Annotated in this window: 21 protein-coding genes; 10 read left to right on the top strand and 11 right to left on the bottom strand. The window is 59.2% G+C overall.

Annotated elements, in window-relative coordinates; genetic code table 11:
- Window positions 1-5 precede the first annotated feature (5 nt).
- The 3 genes from FGZ14_RS09975 to FGZ14_RS09965 form a co-directional block, all read right to left on the bottom strand.
- Entirely contained in the window at window positions 6-2,354 is a 2,349-nt protein-coding gene (locus tag FGZ14_RS09975) for a TonB-dependent receptor (RefSeq protein WP_139923823.1), read from the bottom strand.
- Window positions 2,355-2,445: 91 nt separating this feature from the next.
- Window positions 2,446-2,754, bottom strand: a complete 309-nt coding sequence (gene trxA, locus FGZ14_RS09970) for a thioredoxin (RefSeq protein WP_139923820.1) — start codon at window positions 2,752-2,754, stop codon at window positions 2,446-2,448.
- A 162-nt stretch (window positions 2,755-2,916) separates the two neighbouring features.
- Complete coding sequence (locus FGZ14_RS09965) at window positions 2,917-3,357, bottom strand: hypothetical protein (protein ID WP_139923819.1); 441 nt, start codon at window positions 3,355-3,357, stop codon at window positions 2,917-2,919.
- A gap of 328 nt (window positions 3,358-3,685) precedes the next feature.
- On the opposite strand from FGZ14_RS09965, the gene FGZ14_RS09960 reads away from it, so the two are divergent.
- The gene (locus FGZ14_RS09960) at window positions 3,686-3,904 is read left to right on the top strand and encodes an HNH endonuclease (protein WP_257883200.1); all 219 of its coding nucleotides are present in this window, start codon (window positions 3,686-3,688) and stop codon (window positions 3,902-3,904) included.
- A gap of 39 nt (window positions 3,905-3,943) precedes the next feature.
- Window positions 3,944-5,011, top strand: a complete 1,068-nt coding sequence (locus FGZ14_RS09955; protein WP_139923815.1) for a DUF6687 family protein — start codon at window positions 3,944-3,946, stop codon at window positions 5,009-5,011.
- 96 nt (window positions 5,012-5,107) lie between these two features.
- Here the strand turns inward: FGZ14_RS09955 and FGZ14_RS22250 are convergent, their stop codons facing one another.
- Entirely contained in the window at window positions 5,108-8,539 is a 3,432-nt protein-coding gene (locus tag FGZ14_RS22250) for an AAA family ATPase (RefSeq protein WP_139923813.1), read from the bottom strand.
- Window positions 8,540-8,834: 295 nt separating this feature from the next.
- On the opposite strand from FGZ14_RS22250, the gene FGZ14_RS09945 reads away from it, so the two are divergent.
- Entirely contained in the window at window positions 8,835-9,137 is a 303-nt protein-coding gene (locus FGZ14_RS09945; protein WP_139923811.1) for a hypothetical protein, read from the top strand.
- Between the two features lie 58 nt (window positions 9,138-9,195).
- Here the strand turns inward: FGZ14_RS09945 and FGZ14_RS09940 are convergent, their stop codons facing one another.
- Entirely contained in the window at window positions 9,196-10,200 is a 1,005-nt protein-coding gene (locus FGZ14_RS09940; RefSeq protein ID WP_139923809.1) for a glycoside hydrolase family 43 protein, read from the bottom strand.
- 214 nt (window positions 10,201-10,414) lie between these two features.
- The gene (locus tag FGZ14_RS09935) at window positions 10,415-11,260 is read right to left on the bottom strand and encodes a phytanoyl-CoA dioxygenase family protein (RefSeq protein WP_139923806.1); all 846 of its coding nucleotides are present in this window, start codon (window positions 11,258-11,260) and stop codon (window positions 10,415-10,417) included.
- 210 nt (window positions 11,261-11,470) lie between these two features.
- Between FGZ14_RS09935 and FGZ14_RS09930 the strand changes: the two genes are divergently transcribed.
- Complete coding sequence (locus FGZ14_RS09930) at window positions 11,471-11,980, top strand: nuclear transport factor 2 family protein (protein WP_139923804.1); 510 nt, start codon at window positions 11,471-11,473, stop codon at window positions 11,978-11,980.
- A 662-nt stretch (window positions 11,981-12,642) separates the two neighbouring features.
- Here the strand turns inward: FGZ14_RS09930 and FGZ14_RS09925 are convergent.
- Complete coding sequence (locus FGZ14_RS09925) at window positions 12,643-13,800, bottom strand: hypothetical protein (RefSeq protein WP_139923802.1); 1,158 nt, start codon at window positions 13,798-13,800, stop codon at window positions 12,643-12,645.
- Window positions 13,793-14,875 carry a DNA methyltransferase gene (locus tag FGZ14_RS09920; protein WP_139923799.1) on the bottom strand — a complete coding sequence of 361 codons (1,083 nt, stop codon included), beginning with the start codon at window positions 14,873-14,875 and terminating at the stop codon, window positions 13,793-13,795. Before FGZ14_RS09920 ends, FGZ14_RS09925 begins: the two co-directional genes overlap by 8 nt.
- 619 nt (window positions 14,876-15,494) lie before the next feature.
- Here FGZ14_RS09920 and FGZ14_RS09915 point away from each other — a divergent pair.
- From FGZ14_RS09915 to FGZ14_RS09905, 3 genes are all read left to right on the top strand, one after another.
- The gene (locus tag FGZ14_RS09915) at window positions 15,495-16,181 is read left to right on the top strand and encodes a GNAT family N-acetyltransferase (RefSeq protein ID WP_180754582.1); all 687 of its coding nucleotides are present in this window, start codon (window positions 15,495-15,497) and stop codon (window positions 16,179-16,181) included.
- A gap of 192 nt (window positions 16,182-16,373) precedes the next feature.
- On the top strand, window positions 16,374-17,069 hold the full coding sequence (locus tag FGZ14_RS09910) for a YafY family protein (protein WP_139923795.1): 696 nt from the start codon (window positions 16,374-16,376) through the stop codon (window positions 17,067-17,069).
- An 88-nt stretch (window positions 17,070-17,157) separates the two neighbouring features.
- Window positions 17,158-17,562: a VOC family protein gene (locus FGZ14_RS09905; protein WP_139923793.1), complete on the top strand. Its 405-nt coding sequence runs from the start codon at window positions 17,158-17,160 to the stop codon at window positions 17,560-17,562.
- Between the two features lie 173 nt (window positions 17,563-17,735).
- Here FGZ14_RS09905 and FGZ14_RS09900 read toward each other — a convergent pair whose 3' ends face one another.
- Window positions 17,736-17,969: a hypothetical protein gene (locus FGZ14_RS09900; RefSeq protein ID WP_139923791.1), complete on the bottom strand. Its 234-nt coding sequence runs from the start codon at window positions 17,967-17,969 to the stop codon at window positions 17,736-17,738.
- Between the two features lie 153 nt (window positions 17,970-18,122).
- On the opposite strand from FGZ14_RS09900, the gene FGZ14_RS09895 reads away from it, so the two are divergent.
- Window positions 18,123-18,404, top strand: coding sequence for a hypothetical protein (locus tag FGZ14_RS09895; protein ID WP_139923789.1), 282 nt, complete (start codon window positions 18,123-18,125; stop codon window positions 18,402-18,404).
- A 114-nt stretch (window positions 18,405-18,518) separates the two neighbouring features.
- On the opposite strand, the gene FGZ14_RS09890 is transcribed toward FGZ14_RS09895, so the two are convergent.
- Both FGZ14_RS09890 and FGZ14_RS09885 read right to left on the bottom strand, forming a co-directional pair.
- The gene (locus FGZ14_RS09890) at window positions 18,519-19,328 is read right to left on the bottom strand and encodes an alpha/beta fold hydrolase (RefSeq protein WP_139923786.1); all 810 of its coding nucleotides are present in this window, start codon (window positions 19,326-19,328) and stop codon (window positions 18,519-18,521) included.
- A gap of 196 nt (window positions 19,329-19,524) precedes the next feature.
- Complete coding sequence (locus FGZ14_RS09885; RefSeq protein WP_257883395.1) at window positions 19,525-21,996, bottom strand: TonB-dependent receptor; 2,472 nt, start codon at window positions 21,994-21,996, stop codon at window positions 19,525-19,527.
- 404 nt (window positions 21,997-22,400) lie between these two features.
- On the opposite strand from FGZ14_RS09885, the gene FGZ14_RS09880 reads away from it, so the two are divergent.
- Together FGZ14_RS09880 and FGZ14_RS09875 are read left to right on the top strand one after the other, a co-directional pair.
- Window positions 22,401-22,910 carry a hypothetical protein gene (locus FGZ14_RS09880; RefSeq protein WP_139923781.1) on the top strand — a complete coding sequence of 170 codons (510 nt, stop codon included), beginning with the start codon at window positions 22,401-22,403 and terminating at the stop codon, window positions 22,908-22,910.
- Window positions 22,911-23,004: 94 nt separating this feature from the next.
- Window positions 23,005-24,279, top strand: a complete 1,275-nt coding sequence (locus tag FGZ14_RS09875; RefSeq protein ID WP_139923779.1) for a glycoside hydrolase family 2 TIM barrel-domain containing protein — start codon at window positions 23,005-23,007, stop codon at window positions 24,277-24,279.
- Window positions 24,280-24,459: the final 180 nt, after the last annotated feature.

The following is a 24,459-nucleotide window of genomic DNA, read 5'->3' as shown; positions in this document are numbered from 1 at the left end:
CGCACTCAGAATTTAAAGTTGTAAGTAACCGACGGAATGACCGGGAACAGGGAAACCTGCCGGGCCCGGTAGTTGATTACGGTATTGGTATCCTCGTTTTTCACCTGGTCGAAGTACACGAAGTAGGGGTTGCGGCGGTTGTAGGCGTTGTACACGCTAAACGTCAGGTCCGATTCGCCGCCCTGCCGCAGGGGCTTGAGCTTGTACACCAGCCCCAGATCCAGGCGGTTGTAAGGGGCCAGGCGGTAGGTGTTGCGCTCCGGATAAATGGGCACCGCCCCGGGGTTGGAACCGGGCGTGTCCTGAAACGCGAAGCGGGCCAGCGGCAGGGTAGTGGCGGCCCCGGAGGTAAACACAAACGAGCCCGTGAGGTTGATGCGCTGATTCAGCTGGTGCAGGACCACTACCGTGAGGTTGTGGCGCCGGTCGTAGGTAGGGTAGAAGGGGCGGCCGTTGTTGATGCCGTTAGTGCCGCGCTGGGCCGGAAACTGCCGCTTGGTCCAAGAAAGTGTGTAGCCCACCCAGCCGGTGGTGCGGCCCTGCTTTTTCTCCAAGTACAGCTCGTTGCCGTAAGCCCAACCCTTCCCGAACAGGAATTCCGAGTCCAGCTCAGGGTTCACGAACAGCTGGGCCCCGTCCTTGAAATCAATCTGGCGCTGGGCCCACTTGTAGTACACCTCATTCGTGAGCAGGTAGCGCCCGTCGCCGAGCAGCCAGCTTACGCCGCCCGCTACCTGCTGGCTGCGCTGGGGCTTCACCGACTGCCGCGAGGGGTACCAGATATCCGTCGGCAGCGAGGCGCCCGTGTTCGTGACCAGGTGCACATACTGGTACATCAGGGCGTAGCTGCCTTTCAGGGATACGTTGGGCGTAAGCGAGTAGCGGGCCGCTGCCCGCGGCTCCAGCCCGCCGTACGCATCGGAGCCCGACTTAAAGCCCGAGAGGCGCAGGCCGTACTCCAGCTGCAGCTTCTCGGAGGGCTTGTAGGTGTCAGAGGCGTAGAGGCCGGCCTCGGTGCCGTAGTAAGTAATATCGGAGCCAAAGTTAACGCTGCCATCCTGGGAGCCAGCCTGCAGGCGGCCCGTCCCGAAGCGGTGGTGCGTGGCCGTAACCCCAAAGCGCAGGGCATGCCGTTCGTTGGGAGTATAGTCCAGGTCGGAGCGCAGGGTCAGGTCCCGGATGTCGGAGGAAAGGTTAAAGCCGAACTGGTCGAGCTTGTTGCTGATCTGGTATTTGTATTTGGTCAGCGAGGCCGTGGTATTCAGAAACAGCCGGGGGCTGAACACGTGGTTCCAGCGCAGGGCCGCCACCGTATTACCCCAGTTGAAATCGAAGTTGAAGCCATTCTGGGAGTTGAACCCGAACACGTCGTTGCCCAGGTAGCCGGTCAGGAACAGCTCGTCCTTGCTGCCGAGCTTATAGTTGGCTTTGGCGTTGAAATCGTAGAAATAGTAGTCGGGAATGGGGTTGTAGTCGGGGTCGTCGTTGTTGAGCTTGTTGATCTGGCGGGTAAACACATCGAAGTACGTGCGCCGCCCCGACACCAGAAACGCCCCTTTGCCTTTCTTGATAGGTCCTTCCAGGGTCAGGCGCGAGGAAATCAGGCCCAGCCCTCCGCTGGTCGTGAACTTCTCGGGGTTGCCGGGGCGCATTTTCACATCCACCACCGAGGAAAGCCTACCCCCGTACTGGGCCGGAAACCCTCCTTTGTACAAATCCACCGACTGCACGGCATCGGAGTTGAACACCGAAAACAGCCCGAACAGGTGGCTGGGGTTGTACACCAGCGCATCGTCCAGGAGCACCAGGTTCTGGTCGGCGGAGCCGCCGCGCACAAACAGGCCCGAGGTGCCCTCGCCGCCGTTCTGCACGCCGGGCTTCAACTGCAGGGTTTTCAGAATGTCCACCTCCCCGAACAAAGCCGGCAGCAGCCGCGCCTCGCGGGCCGTAATGCGCTCCACGCTCATCTGGGTGGTTTGCAGCTTCTGCTCCAAAGAACCCGAGCCCTCAATCACTACCTCGCCCAGCTCGTTGCCCGCCTCAGCCAGCTGAAAGGCCAGGCGCTGGTCGCGGGTAAGATTTACGTCGCGGGTTTGGGTCGTGTAGCCAATAAAGGAAATTACTACCTGGTGGCGGCCGGCCGGCAGCGTCAGCACGTACGAGCCATCATCGGCGGTGGTGGTGCCAATCCCCAGCGCGGGCACGGCCACCGTAGCGCCGGGCAGCGGCTCACCCGCGCCTGCCGCGGCGCGCACCACCCCGGACAGCTGATGCCGGACCTGGGCCTGCAAGCGTGGCGGTAGTACCGTGCCCAGCAGAAATACAATACTTAAAATAGTGAGCCGTAGGGTCATTCGAGGCAGGAGTACAGAGGAGTCCAAAAGTACGGACACTCTACCCAACCCTCACGGCACCCGGTAAGTTTACTCCCGGTTCCGCGCCGGCTTACTTCAGCACGCCCTGCACCACCTGGCCCAACTGCTGAGCCGAAACTACGCCCGCCTGCCGCCACACCGGCTGGCCCTGCCGGAACAGAATCAGGGTCGGAATGCTTTGCACCCGGAACTGCTGGGCGGCCGCCGGGTTGCGGTCCACATCAATCTTGATGACTTTGATTTTGCCCTGGTGCTGGGCCGCTACCTGCTCCAGAATAGGAGCCATGGTTTTGCAGGGGCCGCACCAATCGGCATAAAAATCAACCAGCACCGGCATACCGGGGCTGTTGATGAGCTCGGAAAACGATTTCTTCGGCATGCGATACAACCACAAAAAGCCGGCTGGCACCGCGCCGCCGCTCCGGCTTTTACGCAGGAAAGCGGGCCGGGTGACGGGTTTTTCCGGGGAGGGAAGCACAAAAAAGCCCGGTGCTGCAACACCGGGCTTTCCCTTGTAAGTGAGTGGGTGAAGAGGAGGGGGTTAGTTCTTGCCTAGCAAGGTAACATCATTTGCGACTTCAGAAAAACTAAAGCGTCCCCCAACCACTTTTTTTCCGCCAACCTGGCATTCCCAGGTGTAGCGGCCGGGACGGGCAGCGGCGGCTTCGCCACTGTCGGTCTTGAAGTAGTCGGCCTCCGACGGCTCCGAGGGGAAAATAACGTCCACGCCGTTCTGGCCTTTGGGGATTTGCTTGGAGAGGGTGTACTCTTTGCCTGTTTCCTGGTTGATAACCACAAACTTAGCGGTGTAAGCGCCTAGTTGGCTGAACTTGTCCACTACGCCCAGCTTCACGTAGGCATCCGTCGAAACCAGCCACGTTTGTGCCTTGGAGGTAGTAGGCGAGAAAATCATCAGTGCCAGTAGCAACCCTGCTACCCGCAACACACGAGACAAAGAGAAAGCAGGAGTAGAAACGCGCATAGAAAAACGGTAAAAGGTGAAAAAACAGTAGTTGTCTGAAGAGAGAAACGAATGAAATGAAGCCGTGGCCCCCTCTGCGTGGTGTATGCAGCTGAGGCGCAACCAAATATAGATGTTATTTGAAAGCACAAACAAAATTTTGATTCTTATTTTATCAAAATAGCAAGAATGAATCCGGCCGGCTGCCATAGTGTTATAGTAGCGGATAGCAGAAAAATAAGAAGCAATGCGAAGAAAAAAGCACGGATGGACGTTACCGGAGCCCTTATCAGCGGAAACGCGGTGCGGCTTGTGCGAGCGAGAAGTGCAGCATACCTCGCGTCATCATTTGGTACCCCGCGAAGAAGGCGGCCGCTACGGCCCCGTCGTGGATCTGTGCCAGCCCTGCCATAGCACGGTGCATTTGCTGCTCACCAACCGCGAGCTGGCCCGGCGCTACAACACCGTAGAAAGCCTGCGCGGGGCCGAGGAGCTGCAGAAGTACCTGCACTGGGTGCGGCGCAACCGGGTGGAGCGCATCAGCAACCGCCGGGCCCGCCGGGGGTAGGCTGCGGGCCTTACCTTTGGGCGGCTTCCTACCCCCGCCATGACCCCAAAGCACTTTGTTTCTTTTCGCCGGCTGCGGCAGCAGCCCACCATTGTAGTAGATAGCACCGGCACCGGCGCGGCCCTGACGCTGGCCCACTGGCGCGGCGCGGCCACCCCGGAGCTCCTGCGCGACGATACCAGCGCCGGTTCCGTGCTGCGGGCCTTGCACCAGCCCGCTACCCCCGGCCTGGAAGCCCAGGCCGTTACGGCTAATCATTTTGACGTGGATGGGTTTGTGGGCGTCTGGGCCCTGCTGAACCCCGCGCTGGCCCTGGAGCACGAGCACCTGCTGCGGCTGGTGGCCACCCTCGGCGACTTCCGCGAAATAAACTGGGCTGACTCGCTCGCCAACCACGCCCTGCAGCTGGTGTGCTGGCTAAATGCCGAGGAAAAGACCCGCTTCTACGAGCCTTTCGGCGCCCCGGCCCGGCGCCAGCGGGAAGACGAGGCTTCGGCTGAGAAGTTCGGGTGGTTTCTGCCGCGCTTTGCCGAAGTGTTGCGTAATCCGGAAGCTGTTCGGGCAGTGTGGGAGCCGGAGTATCAGCGCGTGAAGCAGGGCGTGGCCCTGATGCAAAGCCCCGCTACCACGTTGCGCCGCTACCCCGAGGTAGGGCTCGTGGTGGTGCGCACCCCCGCGCCGCTGCCTTACTACGCTCTGTTTGGCGCCACGGCCGGCGCCGATATGGTACTGAGCCTGTACGATGGGCAGCGCTACGAATTCGAGTACAGGTACACCACTTGGATTGATCTGGAAAGCCGCCCCACGCTGCCGCGCCTACCCCTCACGGGCCTGGCAACCCGCCTCAACGACCAGGAGCTGGCACCGCACCGCTGGACCTTCGATGGCGTTACCGATACCGGCCCGCTGCTGCGCCTGGATGGCAAAACCCTCACCAAACCCCAGCGCTACGCCGACCCCGACCAACGGCCCATCCATGCTTCCTCTATTCCGGCGGAGCGGCTGGAGGCAGAGGTAGTAGCGTTTTTCCGGGCCGGCTACGCTGGGGTTGAACCCCGGCGCTACTGGAGCTGGGCCGAAATCCGGGAGGCAGGAGAAGGTAAGTAGTGTCATTCTGAGCGGAGCGAGGAATCTGGGTTGAATCGTTGAACCGTTTCGGCCAGATTCCTCGCTTTGCTCAGGATGACAGTTTATTATCAGCAGCTACACTTCCTGTCCGAAGCCCAGCACCTGCAGGGAGCTGACGCCGCCCGCACCCTTCCGGACGCTGATCTGGGTCGTGACGCGCTCCTTCAGCGCCTCAACGTGCGAGATGATGCCGATGGTTTTGCCCGTGCCCTGCAGCATTTCCAGGGCCGAGAGGGCCACGTCCAGCGTATCGGGGTCCAGAGTACCGAAGCCCTCGTCAATGAAGAGGGTGTCAATCTGGGTGCGGCGGCCGGCCAGCTCCGAGAGGCCCAGGGCCAGAGCCAGACTCACCAGGAAGCTCTCACCACCCGACAGCGAGTTCATGGTGCGCACCGCGCCGGCCTGGTACTCATCCTGAATCAGGAGGTCGAGGTGCTGCTCTGGATTGCGCTGAATGCGGTACCGGTCGGTGAAGCGGTGCAGGTGGCGGTTGGCTAGCTCCACGAGGCGCGCCAGCGTGAGGCCCTGGGCAAACTCGCTGAACTTCTTGCCATCGGCGGAGCCAATCAGCTCGGCCAGCTGGCGCCAGCGGCGGGCCTGCTGCTGCTGCTTTTCCAGCTCGGCGGCCAGGGCGGCGTGGCGCTCCTGTCCGGCGCGGTGGCTGCTCAGGCGCTCCTGCCGCTGCCCCAGCTGCTGATTCAGGGAGGCCAGCTGCTGGTTGGTAGAGCTGAGTTGGTCGTCGATACTTTCCAGGGGCTCAGGGGTGCGGGCCCGGGCATCTTCCTGCTCCAGCTGTTGGGTAGTTTCCTGCAGGGTTTGCGCGGCCAGGGCGGTTTCCTGCTCGTGGCGGCGCAGCTGGGTTTGCAGGGTTTGCAGCTCCGTGGGGGGTAGGAGCAGGGCCGGCAGCGCGGCCGGGTCGGGCGAGAGGCCGGCGGCGGTGAGGGCCGTAGTTAAGGTAGCGAAGCACTCCTCCCGGGTTTGCTGCTGCTGCCCGGCATCCTGCTCGTGCTGGCGCAGGCGGGCGGCGGCCACAGTGAGGGCCGTATCATGCTGCTGAAACTGTTGCTCGGCCTGCTGGCGGCGCTGATCGGCGGCGCGGACGGCTTCTTCCAGCTGCTGCCGGGCACGAGCCACGTCCGCATCTGGCAGCAGCTCCTGGCGGCGCTCCTGCTGCTGTTGCAGCTCCGTGTGGGCTCTGTGCAGCTCGGTTTTCCGCTGGCTAAGCCACTGCTGCAGCTCGTCGCGGCGCTGTTTGGCAGCGTTGGCCCGCTCTTGGTTTACTTCCAGGTCCCATTCCAGCTTTTCGGCCTGCTGCAGCTTTTGGCGGTAAGTAGCGCCGGCCTGCTCCAGGCGGCGCACTAGCTCGGGGCCGTTTTCGCCGGAAAATTCCAGCCCGAACGACTTCAGCAGGCTGCCGATGATTTCCTTGATTTTAGGCGCCTGCTCCTGGGCATCCTGCAGGCGCAGCTCCAGCTCCTTGAGCTCTATTTGCAGTTGCTGCTGCTGCTGGCGGGCGTTGCGCTGGTCGGCTTCGGCCTGGGTTTGGGCCAGGCGGGCCTGCTGCTGCTGCTGCTCCAGGGTACGGAGCTCCTGCACCAGTCCGCGCACGATGCCCGGCACGGTGGTTTCCTCTTCCTCCGTCAGCCAGCGCAGCACGGCGTCGGCGGGGGTAGTCGGGAGGGTGTCGGTGTCCAGCAGCCCGCTGATGCTTACTAGCCGGTTGATGCGGCCTTTCAGGGCTACCGTTTGCTGGGTAAGCGCCTGTTCCCGCTCCCGGTCCCGAAGTAGAGAATCCTCACTCACCCCCAGCACACCGGCCGCGTAGGGGTGCTCCAGAGCCCCGCATAACGGGCAGGGCTCCCCGGCGTGCAGGTGCTGGCGGGCATCTTCGTGGGTCAGGATTAGCTGATGGGCGTGCATGAGCCGCCGCAGATCCTGCAGACTTTTTTCTAGCGTTTCCTCCTCACGGTGCAGGCGGGCTACGTGGTGGCTAAGCTGGTGGCGCCAGTCGAGGCGGGCGGCGGTGGCGGCGGATTGCTGCTCAGTGGCCGTGGTCAGCTGGGTTTGGGCTGCGCGCAGCAGCTCGGCGCTGGTTTGCTCGGTGGCCGTGGCAGCGGCCAGCTGCTGCTGGCGCTGCTTCAGGGTTCGGCCCAACTCGGCCAGCTCCGTCTGAATGTACTGCCAGTCCTGCAGGTAGCCGCTCAGGGGCGGCAGGGCCTCGGCTATGGTGCCAAGCACGGTGCGCGGCAGCAGCCACTCGCGCAGCTCCCGCACCTGCTGGCGCTGCTCTTTGCTTTGGGCGTCGGCCTGGGTGGCCTCCTGGTTTTGCTGCTTCCAGAGCTGATTTTGCTCCTGATATTCCTGCTTGCCCTGCTCCAGGCGCTGCTGCTTTTCCCGAATCTGATGGTCCAGCAGTTCGGCTTCCCGCAGCTTGGGGTCCTGCTGGTCCTTGGTGGCGGCGGCTTGCGCGTAAGTGTGCTGGGCGCTGGTACGGGCGGTTTCGGCGGTGGTGCGGCGCTCCTGTAGCTGGGGCAGCTGCCCGCGTAGCTGCTCGGCGTCCCGGCGCAGGCGCGCTAGCTGCTCATCGGTTTGGCGCAGCAGGGCGTAGTCGGTAGCGAAGGGGGCGGCCTGCTGGTGCAAAGCCAGGCGCTGGCGCAGAGGTTCCAGCGTCTCGGCCTGGGTAGTGAGCTGCTGCTGACGCTGCTGGGTGGCTTCCAGCTTCCGGCGGAGCTCCTGCCGGCGCAGGTGCCACTGCCGGGCCTCGCGCAGCTGCTCCTGGGCGGTGGTGGCCGCGCTTAGCTGGGTGGTGAGCTGCTGGGCTTCTTCCTCCAGAAACGCTACCTCCTCCGGGGAAAGCAACGTCACGCCAGCCAGCCCGGCCCGCAGCTGGTCCGCTTTCAGGCTTTCCTGCTTGGCCTGCTCGAAGGCGGCCCGCGAAATGTCGGAGTATTTGCGGGTGTCGGTAATCTTTTCCAGGAGCTGGGCCCGCTCGCCGGCCGGGGCTTTCAGGAAGCGGGTGAAGTCGCCCTGAGCCAGGAGCACGGAGCGCAGAAACTGCTTGTACTCTAGTCCGCTCAGTTCCGCTATGCGCACGGGTACGTTGCGCTTCATCGTTTCGAGGAAAGGCCAGGTTTCCTCGCCGTTATCGGCTACTTTCCGCTCGCTCAGCTCCATTTTGGGGTCCTGGAGCTTGCCCTCGGGGCGCTTACGGGCGCGGTACTGGCCCCACTTGCTGCGGTACTGCTGGCCGTTTACTTCAAACTCCACCTCGGCCCAGCTTTCACCGGTGCCGTGGCTCATCACGTGCTCGGGGCCGCTGGTTTCGTGGCGCGGCACCTGACCATAGAGGGCCAGGGTAATGGCATCGAGAATGGTGGTTTTGCCCGCGCCGGTAGGGCCGGTAATGGCAAACAAGCCCGCATCGGAAAGCGGGGTTTGGCTGAAATCAACGGTATGCTCCCCGCGCAGGGAGTTCAGATTGTAAAAGCGGACGCGGAGAATTTTCATGTACTACGAATGGGCCGGTAGCAGAAGCAACCCCGAAACTAGCGGGGCCATGGCAACTACAAAGGTAACCTAGAAGCCCGCCAATACATTCCGGATGTTGCCGGGCTGTAAATGGCCTGGTCCCGGAGCCGCTTCGGGCTGAACCAGGGAGCCAATCCGGCGCGCCCAATTACTTCATCATAATCAGAATACAGATGGGTGTAAGTATAAGATGCTGATAAATAAATATTTGCTCGACAGTAACTAATAGGTAATCGGGTGGGTACAGTAGAGAGTACCATATCTACCTACGACTATGCGTGTACTCAAAAATGCACTTGCTGGCGGCTTATTGCTGCTACTACCGGCCATCATCGGCTGCTCTATTTTCAACTCTGGTTCCGGCAGCACCGGCGCTGGCACCACCTCCGGCTCCATGATAACCGGCGACCAGCAACGGATAGAGTCGCTGCGAAGCGAAATTCAGGAGCAGGAGCGGGTAACCGAGGAGGCCAAGCTGCGGGCTAAAAGTGAGCAGGAGCGGCTACAAGCTAAAAAGCACCAGCTAAAAGCTGCCCAACGGGAAATGAAAGCTGATCAGGTGCGCTCAGGAGGTTGAAGCCTGCTTAAGGGGTAGGCACCCCGGTGCATGGCATCTGTAGCCAGAGGCCTTTCAGCTACAGCGGCTCGCCAAAATCTGGCGAGCCGTTTTTGTGCCAGGTAAAGGGCTTGGCCCGGATCTGGCGGGCCCACCCGGCCTGGCTGCTGCGGGCAGCATGGTAAATGATGTAATCCTGTCCCTCAATCTGCACAAACGAGGCGTGGCCGGGGCCGAAGATGGTGTCGGTTTTCGAAAAGACGGGTTGAGGCTCCTTGCGCCAGGAGGCCGGGTCTAGCGGGTCGCCGCCGAGGTAGGTAAGCTGGCCCAGGCAGTAGTCGTCGGTCCAGCTGCCGCTGGCGGAGTAGATGATAAAGATGCGGCCGTTGCGTACCAGGGCCTGCGGGCCCTCATTCACGTAGGGGTAGCCCTGCTTTTCCCAGGAGTGCTCGGGCCGCGAAATACACACCCGGTCGGAGGCAATGGTATAGGGGTTGCTCATCCGGGCGATGTAGAGGTTCTGGCTGGTGTTGGAGAAGCCCTCCCAGCCCGACCATATGAAGTACAGCTGCCCGTCGGGCATGGGCAGCACCGAGCCGTCAATGGCCCAGCGGTCCGTCGGGATTTCCAGCTGGCCTTTGAACTTGTAGCTGCCCTGGGCGTCGGGGCTGGTGGCTTGCAAGGTGTAGAGGCGTTCCTCGCCGTTGCGGGCGTTGTAAAGCGCGAAGTAGATGTACCAGTTGCCGTCAACCCACTGCAGCTCCGGGGCCCATATTTCCACGAATTCAGGGGTAGGGCCCTCCGGGCCGGGCCACACCTGCACCAGCTCCGCCGTGGCCATTTCCGGGAGGCTGGAAAACCGGGCGACCAGTATTTGCCGCTTCGAACGGTCCACGGTGCAGTAGTACAGCTGGTTTTCGTGGGCAATAACCCAGGGGTCTTCGCCATCGGGCACCAGCACATGGGTTTGGTCGCCGCTGGGGGGTAGGGCGCGGGCCCGGCGGGTGAGTTCATTGATTTCCGCAACGGTCATGGGGGCCAGCTGCGCCTTCTGGTAGATGTGGTCGTCGTCGGGGATGGGCATGAGAGGAGGGTAGGTGGCCGGCAATTCTGGCTTTGTGAAAGAACGGTCATGCAGGGCGCAGCATCTTGCATACTGCTATCTGATTACCATTGCAACGTCAGCACGCGAGATTCCTCGGCTGCGCTCGGAATGACGGTTTGGAGTATGGAGAAGTCCAGCGGGCAGAAGTACAGCCGGAGCGTAACCGGGCTTGTACGTGGGCTTTCAACCCTTCCTACGCCTCGCCCATCATCAAGCCTTCAATAGTGTGGGCCTGCACGATGGGTTCTAGCTGATCAACCAGGCGGCAGGTGAGGTGCTGCTTCAGGCTTTCGGGGAGGGTAGCATAGTAGGCGCGGGTGATTTGCAGGTCGTGGCGCTCGGCGTTGTTGGCGGTGGGCGCATCCACGCCCAGTACCAGCGCCGGCCGGGGCTTGCTGGAGTGGTTGGCCGTGCCGCGGTGAATGGTCAGGGCCGAGCGGGCCGAGATGTCGCCCATCTGGGGCACTTTGCGCTGGGCGCGGGCCTCGTAGCGCGGGCTGTTGCTTTTGGGCGGAAACATGCCGTGCTCGAAGTCCTCGGGCAAATCCCACTGGGTGCCGGGTGCTACCTCAAAGGGCCCCATGTCCTCGGTTACGTCGATGGTAGTCAGGTTGAAGGCCAGGGAGTTGAGGCGGCGGCCGATGATGGTGTCGTCGGGGGCGGGAAAGTCGCGGTGCCAGGGCTGATTCATAGCGCCGGGGTTGGGCACATCAAACCCAATTTCCACGATTTTATACTCCGGCCCCAGCACCGCTTCGCACACGGCCAACACCCACGGATGCGTGGCCAGCTCCACGAACCCCCGGATGTTTTCCGGGTGAATTTCTACGTAGTGGCGCTTGGGGCCGCGGCCCAGGGCGCCGCCGGGGCGCTGCAGGGCCTCGGCATACAGGCGCGTAACGTCCTCATGGAGCTGCTGGGCCCACTCGCGACTAAAGGCACCTTTCAGACCGATGATACCGTCGCCGTAGAGGCCGCCCATAATTTGGGCTACGTCGTAGCTGGAGGCGGCGGAAGGAATGGGCGCTGCTGTTTCCATGGTACTCTGGGGTTAGGTTCCGAATTCGCTTTGCCTGCCTGGTACGCCGCGCAGGCAAGGTGCTCTGCCGAGGGCATTTGCCTTCAAACGGATTTTGGGTCCGGGAGGTGGCAACGGAGGAGCTGCCCGCACGGCTGGAATGAGGGGTAGGGTGCAGAACCCTATCTATATTTAAGCGCCTCATGGCCGCCCCAACTTTTCCTACCCCCTATGCCAACCCGAACGGCAACATATGCCACCGCCGTAGCCGTGCTGCTGGCGGGGCTCTGCACCTCGGCCTGCACGGCCACCAAACCCGCCGCTCTGGCTGCTGTGCCGCCTCCGCCCGTATCCCTGGAGCTGTACCGTACCATTGCCCACCTGGATAGCGCCATGTTCGCAGCCTTCAACCACCACGATGCCGCCCAGCTGCAAACCTTCTTTGCCGAGGATCTGGAGTTTTACCACGACAAAGGTGGCCTGACCAGCTTCGAGCAAACCATGCAGAGCTTCCGCAGCCTATTTGCCCAGAACAAAACCACCGGCCTCAACCGCCAGCTCGTGCCCGGCACCCTGGAGGTGTACCCCATCAGCGGCTACGGCGCCGTGGAAACCCACCAGCACCGCTTCTGCCACGTTGAGAACGGCCGCGACGACTGCGGCACATTCAAGAATATGATGGTGTGGCGCCTACGCGACGGACAGTGGAAGGTGACGCGGGTAGTGAGCTACGGGCATTAAAACAAATGCGATAACAGGTAGCTGCGGGTGAGCGTCATACGTAAGCGGATGTATGCAAGCGTATTTTATGGTTTTAAGCCAGCACGTGGCGGGCATTTGCCGAGTCGGGATTCCGGTAGGTGCAGGTAGCGGCTCGTTTCTGCGTAAGCGTAGCCTTGGCAGGTAATCTTGTACGGCGATAGAAGCAGACCAGTTAGGTGGCGGCGTTGCCCGGCTGGGGCGGGCCGCCGTGCAGCTTATGCATGAGCGCACAGGCGTGACTGGTAGTTCAGGTGATGGGTGAGCTGAACTAGAGCAGTTTCGCTTTGTACATTGGCCAAGTGTTAGTTCCGCACCCGCGAAGCCCTCAAAGCAGCTATTCAAACCACTGTTGAATAGATTACCAGATAAGATGCCAAAGCATGGTTCAGCCAGTGCGGCTATTACGTATACCGTTCAGGAATCCGCTATAAGTACAAAGCTCTGGCCATTAAGCGTACACACCGCTGTCAATGTGAATTGGCAGCTCGCCGATAAGAAGCGTGACCGGGCCTGTAAGTAGCTGGTTCCTGTAACACCACTATAAACAACGCGGATAGTTGGCCGGGCTTGATGTTCTACAAGTTGGTCCCGGAATCTATGCAAGAATTAATGACTGTATTAATAACAGAAGGACATTTAATCTACAATTCAATTAATTCATTAAGAAACGCTATTGACTCATCTTGACTCACAAAGTTGTTTGGAGTCTTAATTAATTTTTTTATTATCTCTCCATTAAACTGAGTCACTCCTCTCGAAGCTCTACCGGCACAATGTTTTAATGCAATAGTTGCATTTAGTAAGTCATGTTGAAACATTGAAATTAAAGCTGTTTCAACATGGCTGGCTGTGGTTATGCCAACGAAATAGAACATAAAGACGGTTTTTTCTTGGCTTAAGAATTCTAATATCTTATCCAGATTATAGCCTTTAGGATTAGAACTCAAAACCATGATTTTAGTTTTAACGTCTGTTTGTGTTATAAAATGTTCAAAAACACGTGTGTAGTCTCCAAGAGTGTTCTTTGTCCTGAAATTAAGTGTTTCGTTTTTATTAGAATTTAGATAAGAAGACAGCTCCTGTTTGAAAGTTTCATCTTCTCCGGTAATTAAATATTCAATAACGCGGCCTCTAATATTTACGTTTTCAATTAGAGCGGCCACCATGATTTCTGTCTGAAACCTAGCTACTTGTTCATCTAACTCGGATTTTAACGTGATGGCATCTTCAGAATTAATAAATTGATGAGCACGTTGTGGAGCTTCCAAAATTACTGACTGTGAGCTGGGAGTAACATGAAACCTAGAGCCTACTGGGCTTATATTGTTGGTTGTTTCAACTAATCGAGCCAGGTTCTCTGAGAAATCTATATTTTTGTGTATTAAGAACAGCTCGTCGAAATGCTTAGGAATATTTGGTGTGCCAATAAACTCTCGCAATATATCAGAGCCATTAAAACTGCCCCTAATATTATCAATGCGTAATTTTTGTGAAGAGTGACTTATTTTCTTAAGAAATGTAGTATTAGCTATTAATAAAAAGTTTGCATCTGGGGTAACGAGGCATACAAGAAAGATGCGGGTGTCATATTTTTGTAAATTTGAAAGTGATAATACAGTATTGCTGAAGTTTGAGCTATTAGCTGTGCTAAATCGAACAGCAAATTCTTCTCGATAATAAACTGATCTGTCTTTTACTAGAGCAAAAGTGGATTGAGCCAAATTTGCTAACTGGGCCTTGCGTAGTTTGCCAGATTGTGATTCTACAAACTCAATGAAATCTTGAAGGGTATTACTCATTAAACAGATTATGAATCTCTAGTTGTTGTTTCTTTGGTCGTCCACGTTTGTTTTTCCTAGGTTCTATCTCTAATGGGGATTGAATTGTTTTGTCAGGGTTATTTGAATTTTTTTGCTCCGCTAGACTATTGCGCTCCCAAAAATATCCATCATGATAGCCTTGGATTGAATCCTCAAACTTAGTTGCTTCGAGCCTTTTAACAGCCATTTGGCAATATTCCGGCTCAAGTTCTACGCCAGCAAAATTTCTGCCTAGTTTCTTTGCTACTACAGCAGTTGTACCAGAGCCCAAAAAAGGGTCAAATACGAAATCGCCTGGCCGAGAGCTTGCTAATAGTAGTTTAGCTACTAATTTTTCTGGCTTTTGAGTGGGGTGGTCAGTGTTTTCAGGCATAGACCAAAATGGTATCGAAATGTCAGTCCATAAATTGGAAGGATGAGTAAGACGATAATTGCCACTATTATTCTCTTCCCAATCCTTGGGATCACCTGCAGCATCTCGATAAGGGGCGATTACTTTTCGCTTCAGCTTTACTGCTTCAACATTAAAATAATAATCTTCTGATAAAGTGCAAAACCAAATATCTTCTGAGCAATTTTTCCAATTTGTTTTTGCTCCACGACCTTTTTCACGTTCCCAAGTAATTCGGTTGCGAATGATAAGATGCTTTTCAAGTACCTGTTGAATCGGCGATGATGAAGGCCAATCACAACACACATAAATAGAAGCTGCCGGTTTTAAACATCTCAATAGGGGTAGAAGCCAGCTCTCTACATATTCGCCATAGCTTTGGGTTGATGTTTTTGCGAATTTACTCTTTCCAAACTTTTTGCTGAGGTTATAAGGCGGGTCGATAATCAATAAGTCTATAAATCTTGCTGGTAGATTTGGCAAGCATTTGAATAAATCTTGATGAATGACTTTCCCTTGTAATGCTTCGACTGTTGTTGGCATTTCCACAGTTATCGTCTTTGCCATTAATGATGATTCTTCCGCAGGTTCAACTGTAAGAGTTTGATTGCGAGGTGCGCGCGCCTTTGGCGCTTTGGCACGGTCAGATGACAAGTTATCCATATATATTACTTTTGAAAAACCACTCACTACAAATCTATACCTATTGAACAGGTAGACATCGTGGCCAACTACAAATGTAAGTAGACAAGCCACCTATAGCAAACCAGCCGCGACGTAAGGTTTAGTTTAACCGTTAGGGCTACCACGTAAACCGTTCTTAAAATCCGCTAAAAGATCGTAGAATGTTGGTACGGGAAAAATGGTGAACTAGGAAACACCAGAAGTACCGAGCACCGTTCCGTGTAGCGGCCGGCTGCCCGCTGCTGTTGTAGTAGGGCTGCAGGGTGCGGCTGCCCGTCCCGAGGGACGGGCACATTGTAGTTTCTTTGAGGCTCACCGCCCTGCTGCTTACGGCCTACCCCACCAATTATTGCGCATTATACTGCCGCATAATTGGTGCTCAGTTATAAGATATAGGTTATGTCTTCGCGGCCACTAAAACGGCAAGCCGGTGCTGCGCCGTCCGAACGTCAGCGTTTTGGCAGGCGAGTTGAAAACCTACATTATACTCCAGCGCCAGTCCGATTGCGCTAAACTCGCGCTGGCTGGGGTTGTTACCTGGCGGCGAAGCACCTTATATATTCGGTTCGTATTCATCATGTATTGCCTGCCTGCTGCTATGGAACACCCCCTGGATAACCCCATTTGGAACGCCCTGCGAACCGGCAACCAGTCCTTGGCCATTGGCGATGAGCTGGCCTGGGTTCTGCCGCGCGATGTGGGAGCCTTTGCGGGGCTGGCTGACTACTCGCCGCAGGCCTTTCATTGTCTGCATGAATTGTCTCCTGTCGGTGCCCCTACCGTGCTGTTCACCCCAGAACCTATTTCCCTACCTCCTGGCTGGCAACTGCTGCTGCACAAAGAGCTGCTGCAGCTAGTATATCCACATTTGGAGGTGCCCGCAGTGGATAGCAGTAACGTGGTGGCCTTACAGGAACCGGACGTGCCCGCTATGCTGGCCCTGACGAGCCTGACGAATCCGGGGCCGTTTTTACCCCGCACCATTGACTTCGGCGGCTACCACGGTATTTTCCAGGACGGCCAGTTGGTGGCTATGGCCGGGCAGCGGCTACAACCCTCGCCCTACACCGAAATCAGCGCCGTATGTACCCACCCGGCCTACCTCGGCCGCGGGTATGGCCACCAGCTGGTTCGGTATCAGCTGGGCCACATTTTAGCAGCCGGCAACACTCCCTTCCTACACGTCTATGAGGACAATGTTCCGGCGTATGCTTTGTACCAAAAAATGGGGTTTCAGCTCCGCAAACGCCTGCACGTGTACGTACTGGAAAAACAAGCCCAGTAACTGCCGCCTCGCTGGTAGCCTGCTCTAGCCGCACCAGCATATGTGCCCGCCCTTTGCCTGACGCGAATCTGACGCGGTATCTTGTAGCCAGCCACGCCGGGAAACTGTGGAAGTGGTAACGTGGGGGCGAGCTTCGTGTGGCATAACCCGCACCGGTCACGCACCTTCCTACTCAGTACCGCACTACTCCCCATGAACCGCATTGACCGCCTCTTCGGCATTACTACCCTGCTGCAGGCGAAAAAGTACGTTACGGCCGAGCAGCTGGCCGAGCAGTTTGCCATTAGCGTGCGTACGGTGTACCGCGACATCAAAGCCCTGGGCGAACAAGGCATTCCGGTGAGCTTCGAGCCGCACAAGGGCTATTTTCTGGTGCAGGGCTACTTTCTGCCGCCAGTGTCCTTTACCCCGCAGGAAGCCAATGCCCTGGTGCTGCTGGAAACCCTGGCCGCCACCCTGGCCGATGCCTCCATTCAGGCACACTGCGCTACTGCCCTGACCAAGGTGAAGGCCGTGCTGCGCGAACGGGAACGAGCGAAGCTTCAGCAGTTTACCAGCAGCATCAAAATGCACGTGCCGGAGTACTTCCGCGGTCCGGCCGATTACCTGGCCACCTTGCAGTCGGCGCTGGCCGAGCGCAAAGTGGTAGCCATGGAGTACTGCGACAAAAGCGGCCGCAGCAGCCAGCGGCACATCGAGCCGACAGGGTTGGCGTTCTACAACTTTGCCTGGCACGTAGTGGGCTGGTGCCAGCTGCGGCAGGCCTACCGCGACTTTAAGGTGACGCGCATCCAACGGCTTACGGCTACCACCAGGCCTTTTACCAAGACCGAGCACCTGCTGCTCACGGAGTATATTGCCGGTCTGGGCCTACCCCACGCGGTGTAAATTTTTTCGGGGTGGCCGTGCAGACTGCCATAGGGCTGTCAGTGGGAGGGTAGTGCTTTGGGGCATCATTCACTTTTTACCTACTTCCATGAAGTTTGCCTCCGTCCGAATTATCACCGCCGACATCAAGCGCCTGGTGCACTTTTACGAGCAGATTACCGGTATGCCGCTGACGTACTACACCGAAAACTTTGCCGAGCTGCAGACCCCTACGGCTACCTTGGCCATTGGCAGTACACACACCTTGCAGCTGTTTGGGGGCGCTGAAATTGCTGCCGCCGCGCAGAATCGCTCGGTCATTCTGGAGTTCCGCGTAGCAGACGTGGATGCGGATTATCAGCGGCTGGCCGAGGTGCTCCGCGGCGCCGTAGTGCAGGAGCCTACCACGATGCCCTGGGGCAACCGCTCGTTGCTGTTCCGCGACCCGGACGGTAACCTGGTAAACTTCTTTACGCCGGTTGCGCCCGAAGCGCTGAAGAGGCTCGATGGATAAAGCACATTGAGCGGCCTGGCAGCTGCTCCTACGGCTTTCTGCACCTCCCGGAAGAGAGAAGTAGCTGTAGGTGCCTTTGAGAGATAAGCTACCACGGACCCCACGCAAACAAAAGCCCCACCACTAACCGAAACTGGTCATTGGTGGGGCTTTCAACTATTCAGGCCAGCAACCTACAGGTTCGGGTTAAAGGAGGTGGCTTGAGCGTTCTTGTTGCGGTTACGGTTGTAGAGGTAGGCCGCGCCGGCTGCCAGCAGGGCGCCGCCCAGCAGCTTGCGGTTGCCGCCGGAGCGGGCCGGCGTGTTGTAGGCGCCGGTGGAAGAGTTTACGGCGTTTCTGCCGCCGAACAGGCCCGAAATCAGGCCTCCTAGTGTGCCGCTTGGACTATTGGAACCAAAGATGCTCATGATGGACAAAGGAAATGGTGAATGCTACTATAACGCAGAGGCGGTTGCTAGGGTTGGTGATATCCAACGGTTCAGCTTCAGCGTACACAGGGTTGGGCCGCCGCCGCATGAGCAGCTCTTCGTAACCCCAGTTACTACCAGACACTACCCCCCATGGACCCCCGAACCAACCCTGCCCCACCCAACCCAGCCGAACCTACTCTGCCCGCCAAAGGCACCCCCGATACACAGAGCTCCGATGCCGACAAAGGCACCAACCTGCCGCGCCCCGAAAGCACCCCGGCAGCGCCCGATACCGAAGAAAAAGCATCGGCGGCCCCGACGGAACCTGACCATGAGATGCCCGCCGATGCCACCGCCTCCACTACCGGCCCAGACGGGGGTGCGGGGGCTGACCCCGGTGCCAGCAACACCAGCAACGACGAGCCCTTGTAGCGCCCCTGTCGCCCCCATTCAACAGCTCAGGCCCGGCGTGCTACACACCGGGCCTGAGCTGTTGAATGGAAGCCATCCGGCCTGGATTCAAGCCGCCGGGCAGCGTTTCAGGGCTTAAGCACTGGCCAGGGGAGTACCCAGGTAGCGTTCCAGGCAGGAAATGGTAGCCACCGGGGCGTTGAGGTGAGGGTAGTGGCCGGTGGTGTTCAGGATTTCCAGGGTGCTGCCGGCCAGTCTCTCGTGCAGGTAGCGGCCCACCGCGGCAGGGGCAATGGAATCTTCGGCGCACTGAATAATCAGGGACGGCACCCGAAGCTGGGTGAGCTGGGCGCGGTAGTCGGAGAGGAAGGCCGCGCGGCTAAACTGCCGGGCAATGGCGGGCTCAACGCGCGAAAAGCTGGCCAGCACCTCGTCCACCAGCTCGGGACGCATGTCGCCGCCTACCAAATTGGGAACCATAGTGTCGGACCAGGCCCGGTAGTCGCGGTTCAGAAAGTCGAGCAGCTCTTCCAGGTCAGCGGCCTCAAAGCCCCCCGGGTACTCGCCGTCGTTGAGGTAGCAGGGGGAGGCCGCCAGCAGCACCAGCCGCTCAAACAGCTCCGGCGCCTCAATAGCGGCCAGTACCCCAATCATGCCGCTCACGGAGTGGCCCACGTACACCACTTTGGGCAGCTGTAGGCTACGCAGCAGGTTTACCAGATCATCGGCGTAGCCCGCCAGCGTGCCGTAACGCGCGAAATCGTAGGCAGATTTGTCGGAGGAGCCGGCCCCCACCAAATCAAAAAGCACTACTCGATGCCGGGCGGCGAAGGCCGGAGCCACGTATTGCCAGGCCTGCTGGTCGGTACCGAATCCGTGAGAGAAAACCAGGGGTTGGCTCCCGGTACCATAGGAAGAAACATGATGACGGCGAAGAATATCCATAGCAATAGCACGGGCAGAAAAAGGGAGGCAGCTGCTCCTCCTTGCAATTTTGTGGCCTGTTTTCAGGCAATGTGCTATAAGCTCCGAATATTACACACCCGGGGCAAGCTCGTCCCAACAAAGTAAGACTTTCCCAGTCTGGGGCATGCCGCGCTACCTCAACGTCAGTGCTTCCAGCCTCTGTTTTACCTGCTGCTTACTGGGCCCGGCGCTTTTCTTCCTCGGCGCCGCTGCGGCGGTTGGTGGCAGTTAGCTTGTCGTTGCCGAGCTTCCAGCCCAGAGAAAGGGTTACCACGCGGGAGTCGCGGCGCAGAAACAGATTTTCCTGATAGTTGGTGTAGCGGGAGGTAGCGCGCAGGGGCGAGGTGTAAAGAATATCGGTGGCAGCCAGCTTCAGGGTGGCCTGCTTTTCCCAGAAAGCCTTTTGCACGGCCAGCCCTACCTGGCCGAAATCTTCGAAAACAAAGAAACCAACGCGCTGCCGCGAGTAGTAATTGCCGTTTAGCTCGGCGCCCCAGCCCTTGCCCAGCGTGAAGGTGCTGTTGCTGCTGAGCGTGAAGGCACCCTGGCCGCGGTTAAGAGCCGTGCCGGCCAACGTGCCCTGGTAGTGGATGTAATATAACACGGCATTGTTGTACACCTGCCACCATTTGGCGGGCGTGAGCGGAGCCGTAAACGTGAGGGCCGTGTAGTGCTGGCGGTCCAGGTTCACGTACATCGAAACGGTGGACGTGTCGGACTCGGGCTGGGCCACATCCGTAATGGGGGCGCGGGTGAGGCTGTAGCTGAGTCCGGTAGTGAATTTCTGCCGGAACGTGTGGGTTAACTCCAGGTTGTAGCTGGTTTCGGGGCGCAGCTCGGGGTTGCCCTTGCCGGAAGTGGTCGGGTCGATGACGAAGCGGAAGGGGTTAAGCTGGCGGTAGGAGGGGCGGTTGATGCGCCGGCTCAGCGAAGCCGCCCACTCGTGCCGGTCGTTGGCAACGTATTTCAGCGCCGCGCTCGGGAAGAGCTGGTAGTAGTCGCGCCGGAAGTTGTCGGCGGCTACCATCTGCTGGCCGGTGGCGTGAGTTTGCTCGCCGCGCAAGCCGGCCTGTGCGTTCAGCTTCCCGAAGCTGCGGCTCAGGTTCAGGTAGGCCGCCGAAATAACCTCGTTGTAGCGGAAGCGGTTGGTGCGGCCCCGGTCCACGGTGGTTACGCCCTCCGCCGTGTTTTCAAACAGCACATCATTATCAGAAAACACCCGGCTCACCTTGGCGCCGGCCTCCAGGTTGGCCGTGGCGCTCAGGGCCTGGGTGTAGTCGGCCTTGGCGGCCTGAATAAGCAGCTCGCCGGTCTGGTCGCCGGTCAGCAGGGTCTGCGGCCGCCCCGACAGCTCAAAGAACGTGGTCTGGCTTTGGAGGCGGTGCTGGTAGTAGCGGGCGTAGTCCAGGTCGGCCGTCAGCTCGCGCTTGGTGGCCGCAGCTTCCCCGAAAGTGTGCCGGAAGTTGAGGTTGGCCGTGAGGTTGGGGTTGTAGCCCTGGCTGGTGCTGCGGGCCGTGTAAAAGTCGCGCACCTGCCCGTTGGCATCGTAAAATGTGCTAGTGTTGGTGCCAATGCCATTTGGGCGCGGGCTGGGCACGGCAAAGCTGGTTACTACCCCGCCCAGGGTGGTATTCTTCGCCAGGCTCACATCGGCCCCCAGCCGCCAGATCAGAAAGTGGTCGGAGCCGGTTTGGTAGTTGCGCTGATCGGCCGAGCCTACGAGTACCGGCTGCCCATCAAGGGTTTCGTAGTAGGAGCGGTAGGTGTTCCGGACGCTGAAGTTGTTGCGCCGGGTGTAGGTGGTGGACGCAAACACGTTCAGGTTTTTGCGGCGGTGGTTGCCGGAGGCGCTGGTGGTAAACTTGCCGAACTCCCCGCGCCCGTAGCTGATGGTGCCGCTGCCATTGGTACCCTGGCGCTGATCTTTCTTCAGCTTGATGTCGATAATACCTGCACTGCCCTGGGCATCATACTTGGCCGGCGGGTTGGTAATCAGCTCGATGCTTTTCAGCTGGTCGGCCGGTAGGCTACGCAGGTAGTCGGCCAGCTCGGAGCCCGTCATGGGCTGCCGCTTACCATCAATAAGCACCAGCAGGCCCTGCCGCCCACGCAAAGCCAGGTTGTCGTTGCCGTCCACCGTGACGCCGGGTGCCCGGCTGAGCACGTCCAGGGTGGTGTTGCCGGTAGCCAGCGCCGAGCCTTCCACGTTTACCACCGTCCGGTCGGCCAGGCGCTCATACAGCGGCTTCTGGCCCACTACCTGCACTTCCCGGAGTTGGGTTGACGCGCTGTTTGGCAAGCTGATAGGGGGTAGGGCCCGGGCGCTGGTTGGCCATTCAAAGACTGCGCTCCAGCCGCGCGCGTAACCCACCTGCGCCGCCGACACGCGGTAGCGGCCCGGGACTAGCTGCTCAAACCGGTAGGCCCCGGCCGCGTCGCTGAATTCGGTTTTCACCACCACGGAGTCGGCCGCGCGGTGCAGAGTCACGGTGGCGTAGTCGAGGGGTAAGCCGGCGGCGGTGCGTACCAGGCCCGTGAGCGGGCCCGTCTGCTGGGCCAGGGCCACCGGGGCCGTCAGCAGGAGCAGCAAGCCCAGGAGTAGTCGGCTGGCTTTTGCCCGGGAAAGAGGGTAGAAGGTTGAGTTCAAGGGTAGAGGCAGGTGAAGGGGGTAGGGAGAAGTACGGCACGGCAGAAGGCTGACCCCGCTCCGCATAGGCAACAGCAATCCGCGACGCGCAAAAGATGGCGTCGGAGGGCAGCAGGCGGGCAGGTTGCTGGGGTTCAGCCGCTAGTCAGGTCCTGACCAGGTAGCTGAGAGCGCCAGAAGCAGAAAAAGGCAGGTGAGTATCCGGATTCGGGCGTGGAAACCGGGCATGTTTCGGATGGTTACAGCGGGGCAGCAACTTTTTTCCGCGGCCGCCTCCGGCGGGCGGCGAACAGGCACGGCCGGCCCCCGCCCCCGCGAAAAACGATATACGGATGAGTATGTACTGTTCAGGCAGGCACCGCTGCCATTGCCGAACCATCGGCAGCCTAATAAGTACGCACAACATGCACAGTATTGTTTATAGCTCCTGGGGCCTGGTGCACCTGCTGGCAGCTCTGGCTTCCTTGGTTTTGGGCACCACCGTGCTCGTGCGCCCCAAGTCTGGCCTGCTGCACAAGCGGCTGGGCTACGGCTATGTAGGAGCGTTGGCGGTCATGCTGGTTACCTGTTTCGGGATTTACCGGCAGTTCCATGGCTTCGGCATCTTCCACGTAGCAGCCGTGCTCAGCGCGCTTACCCTGGTAGCCGGTATGGCGCCGGTACTGCGGCGTAAGCCTGCTCGCGCGTGGCAGCAGCTGCACGCTGGGTTTATGTACGGGTCGGTGCTGGAGCTCTACGTGGCGCTGGTGGCGGAGGTGCTGGTACGGGTGCCGGGATTTTCGTTCTGGGAAGTGGCGGCCCTGTCCACAATGACGGTGGCGCTGCCGGGCGCGGCGTGGCTGGTGCGGGTTTGGCCGCGCTGGCAGGGTAGGGAGGTGTCGGCGGCGGTTCGGGTGGCGGAGCACAAGGTCTGACGGGAAACCAGGGGTAGGGGCATCAGTGAAAAATACCCGTTACTTTAACGCTCACGGCCCCGGGCCGGACCTGTCTGCTACCCCCTGTGTATCTATGAAACCCTGCCTGCTACTCTCCCTGCTTTCTTTCGCTACCCCCGCCTTCGCCCAAAACGCCCCGGTGAAGGTGGAAGTAAAACAAGCCAACGGCCGCTACGAGCTGCTGCGCGGCGGCCAGCCCTACTTCATTAAGGGGGCCGGCGGCGGCCAGTTTCCGGAGCGGGTGCAGGCCTACGGCGGCAACTCCATCCGGACCTGGAGCACTCACAACGCCGACAAAGTGCTGGCCGAAGCTCAGAAAAACGGCCTCACCGTGATGATGGGCCTCGATGTAGCCCGAGAGCGGCACGGCTTCGACTACAACAACCCCCAGGCCGTGGCTGAGCAGCTGCAGAAGCTCCGCGCCGAGGTACTGAAATACAAAGACAGCCCGGCTCTGCTGTTCTGGGGCATCGGCAACGAGCTGAACCTGGAGTACACCAACCCCAAAGTGTGGGACGCCGTGCAGCAGATTGCCCAGATGATTCATGAGGTGGACCCCAACCACCCCACCAGCACTGTGCTGGCCGGCCTCAACCAGAAAGAGGTGGACTACATCAAGGCCAAGTGCCCGGCCGTGGATATCCTGAGCATCAACACCTACGCTGGCCTGGCTGAGATACCGCAGCAGGTACGCACCACCGGCTGGACCGGCCCCTACGTGGTAGCGGAGTGGGGACCCACCGGCCACTGGGAAAGCCCCGTTACGCCTTGGAAGGCTTCCGTAGAGGAAACCAGCAGCCAGAAAGCTGCCGTGTACCAGAGCCGCTACGAGGCCTCCGTGGCCAAAGACAAAACCCAGTGCCTGGGCACCTACGTGTTCCTCTGGGGCCAGAAGCAGGAGCGCACGCCCACCTGGTACGGCATCTTCACGGAGGACGGCAAAGAGTCGGAAGTGGTGGATGTAATGCAGTACCTCTGGAGCGGGCAGTGGCCGAAGAACCGCGCCCCGCACCTTGCTGGCTTTAAGCTGGATGGCAAGCAGGCTACCGACAACGTGCAGCTGCAGCCCGGCCAGAGCTACCCCGTGGCCGCCGCCGTAACCGACCCCGACAAAGACCCGCTCACTTACCGCTACGAGCTGCTTCCGGAAAGCACCGACCTCAAATCGGGCGGCGACCGGGAAAGCCGACCGGCCGCCATACCCGGCCTCATTCCGGCCGGCGCCAAAGCCCAGACGACCCTCAAAGCGCCCAACAAAGAGGGGGCCTACCGGCTGTTCGTGTACGCCTACGATGGCAAGGACAACGTGGCCACGGCCAATATTCCGTTTTATGTGAAGGGGAAGTAGAAGATGGAAACCAGCCTGGAATCACTCGAACGTCATTCCGAGCGCAGCCGAGGAATCTCGCGTTATGATATTGCAATGGTAACCTGACGTCAGCCAAGCGAGATTCCTAGGCTGCGCTCGGAATGACGTTGTTTTTTTCTGTTCGGTGGCCTTTTCGTTTCTTTTTGTTGCTACCCTAGC

Origin of the sequence: Hymenobacter sp. DG01 (assembly GCF_006352025.1) — a bacterium.
In the GTDB taxonomy this organism is placed as follows: Bacteria; Bacteroidota; Bacteroidia; order Cytophagales; family Hymenobacteraceae; genus Hymenobacter.
This window is presented reverse-complemented; position numbering and strand designations above follow the sequence as displayed.

Coding starts and splice junctions, on each gene's coding strand:
- FGZ14_RS09975 (WP_139923823.1), bottom strand. CDS start 2,354: ATGACCCTACGGCTCACTATTTTAAGTATTGTATTTCTGCTGGGCACG.
- trxA (WP_139923820.1), bottom strand. CDS start 2,754: ATGCCGAAGAAATCGTTTTCCGAGCTCATCAACAGCCCCGGTATGCCG.
- FGZ14_RS09965 (WP_139923819.1), bottom strand. CDS start 3,357: ATGCGCGTTTCTACTCCTGCTTTCTCTTTGTCTCGTGTGTTGCGGGTA.
- FGZ14_RS09955 (WP_139923815.1), top strand. CDS start 3,944: ATGACCCCAAAGCACTTTGTTTCTTTTCGCCGGCTGCGGCAGCAGCCC.
- FGZ14_RS22250 (WP_139923813.1), bottom strand. CDS start 8,539: ATGAAAATTCTCCGCGTCCGCTTTTACAATCTGAACTCCCTGCGCGGG.
- FGZ14_RS09945 (WP_139923811.1), top strand. CDS start 8,835: ATGCGTGTACTCAAAAATGCACTTGCTGGCGGCTTATTGCTGCTACTA.
- FGZ14_RS09940 (WP_139923809.1), bottom strand. CDS start 10,200: ATGCCCATCCCCGACGACGACCACATCTACCAGAAGGCGCAGCTGGCC.
- FGZ14_RS09935 (WP_139923806.1), bottom strand. CDS start 11,260: ATGGAAACAGCAGCGCCCATTCCTTCCGCCGCCTCCAGCTACGACGTA.
- FGZ14_RS09930 (WP_139923804.1), top strand. CDS start 11,471: ATGCCAACCCGAACGGCAACATATGCCACCGCCGTAGCCGTGCTGCTG.
- FGZ14_RS09925 (WP_139923802.1), bottom strand. CDS start 13,800: ATGAGTAATACCCTTCAAGATTTCATTGAGTTTGTAGAATCACAATCT.
- FGZ14_RS09920 (WP_139923799.1), bottom strand. CDS start 14,875: ATGGATAACTTGTCATCTGACCGTGCCAAAGCGCCAAAGGCGCGCGCA.
- FGZ14_RS09915 (WP_180754582.1), top strand. CDS start 15,495: ATGGAACACCCCCTGGATAACCCCATTTGGAACGCCCTGCGAACCGGC.
- FGZ14_RS09910 (WP_139923795.1), top strand. CDS start 16,374: ATGAACCGCATTGACCGCCTCTTCGGCATTACTACCCTGCTGCAGGCG.
- FGZ14_RS09905 (WP_139923793.1), top strand. CDS start 17,158: ATGAAGTTTGCCTCCGTCCGAATTATCACCGCCGACATCAAGCGCCTG.
- FGZ14_RS09900 (WP_139923791.1), bottom strand. CDS start 17,969: ATGAGCATCTTTGGTTCCAATAGTCCAAGCGGCACACTAGGAGGCCTG.
- FGZ14_RS09895 (WP_139923789.1), top strand. CDS start 18,123: ATGGACCCCCGAACCAACCCTGCCCCACCCAACCCAGCCGAACCTACT.
- FGZ14_RS09890 (WP_139923786.1), bottom strand. CDS start 19,328: ATGGATATTCTTCGCCGTCATCATGTTTCTTCCTATGGTACCGGGAGC.
- FGZ14_RS09880 (WP_139923781.1), top strand. CDS start 22,401: ATGCACAGTATTGTTTATAGCTCCTGGGGCCTGGTGCACCTGCTGGCA.
- FGZ14_RS09875 (WP_139923779.1), top strand. CDS start 23,005: ATGAAACCCTGCCTGCTACTCTCCCTGCTTTCTTTCGCTACCCCCGCC.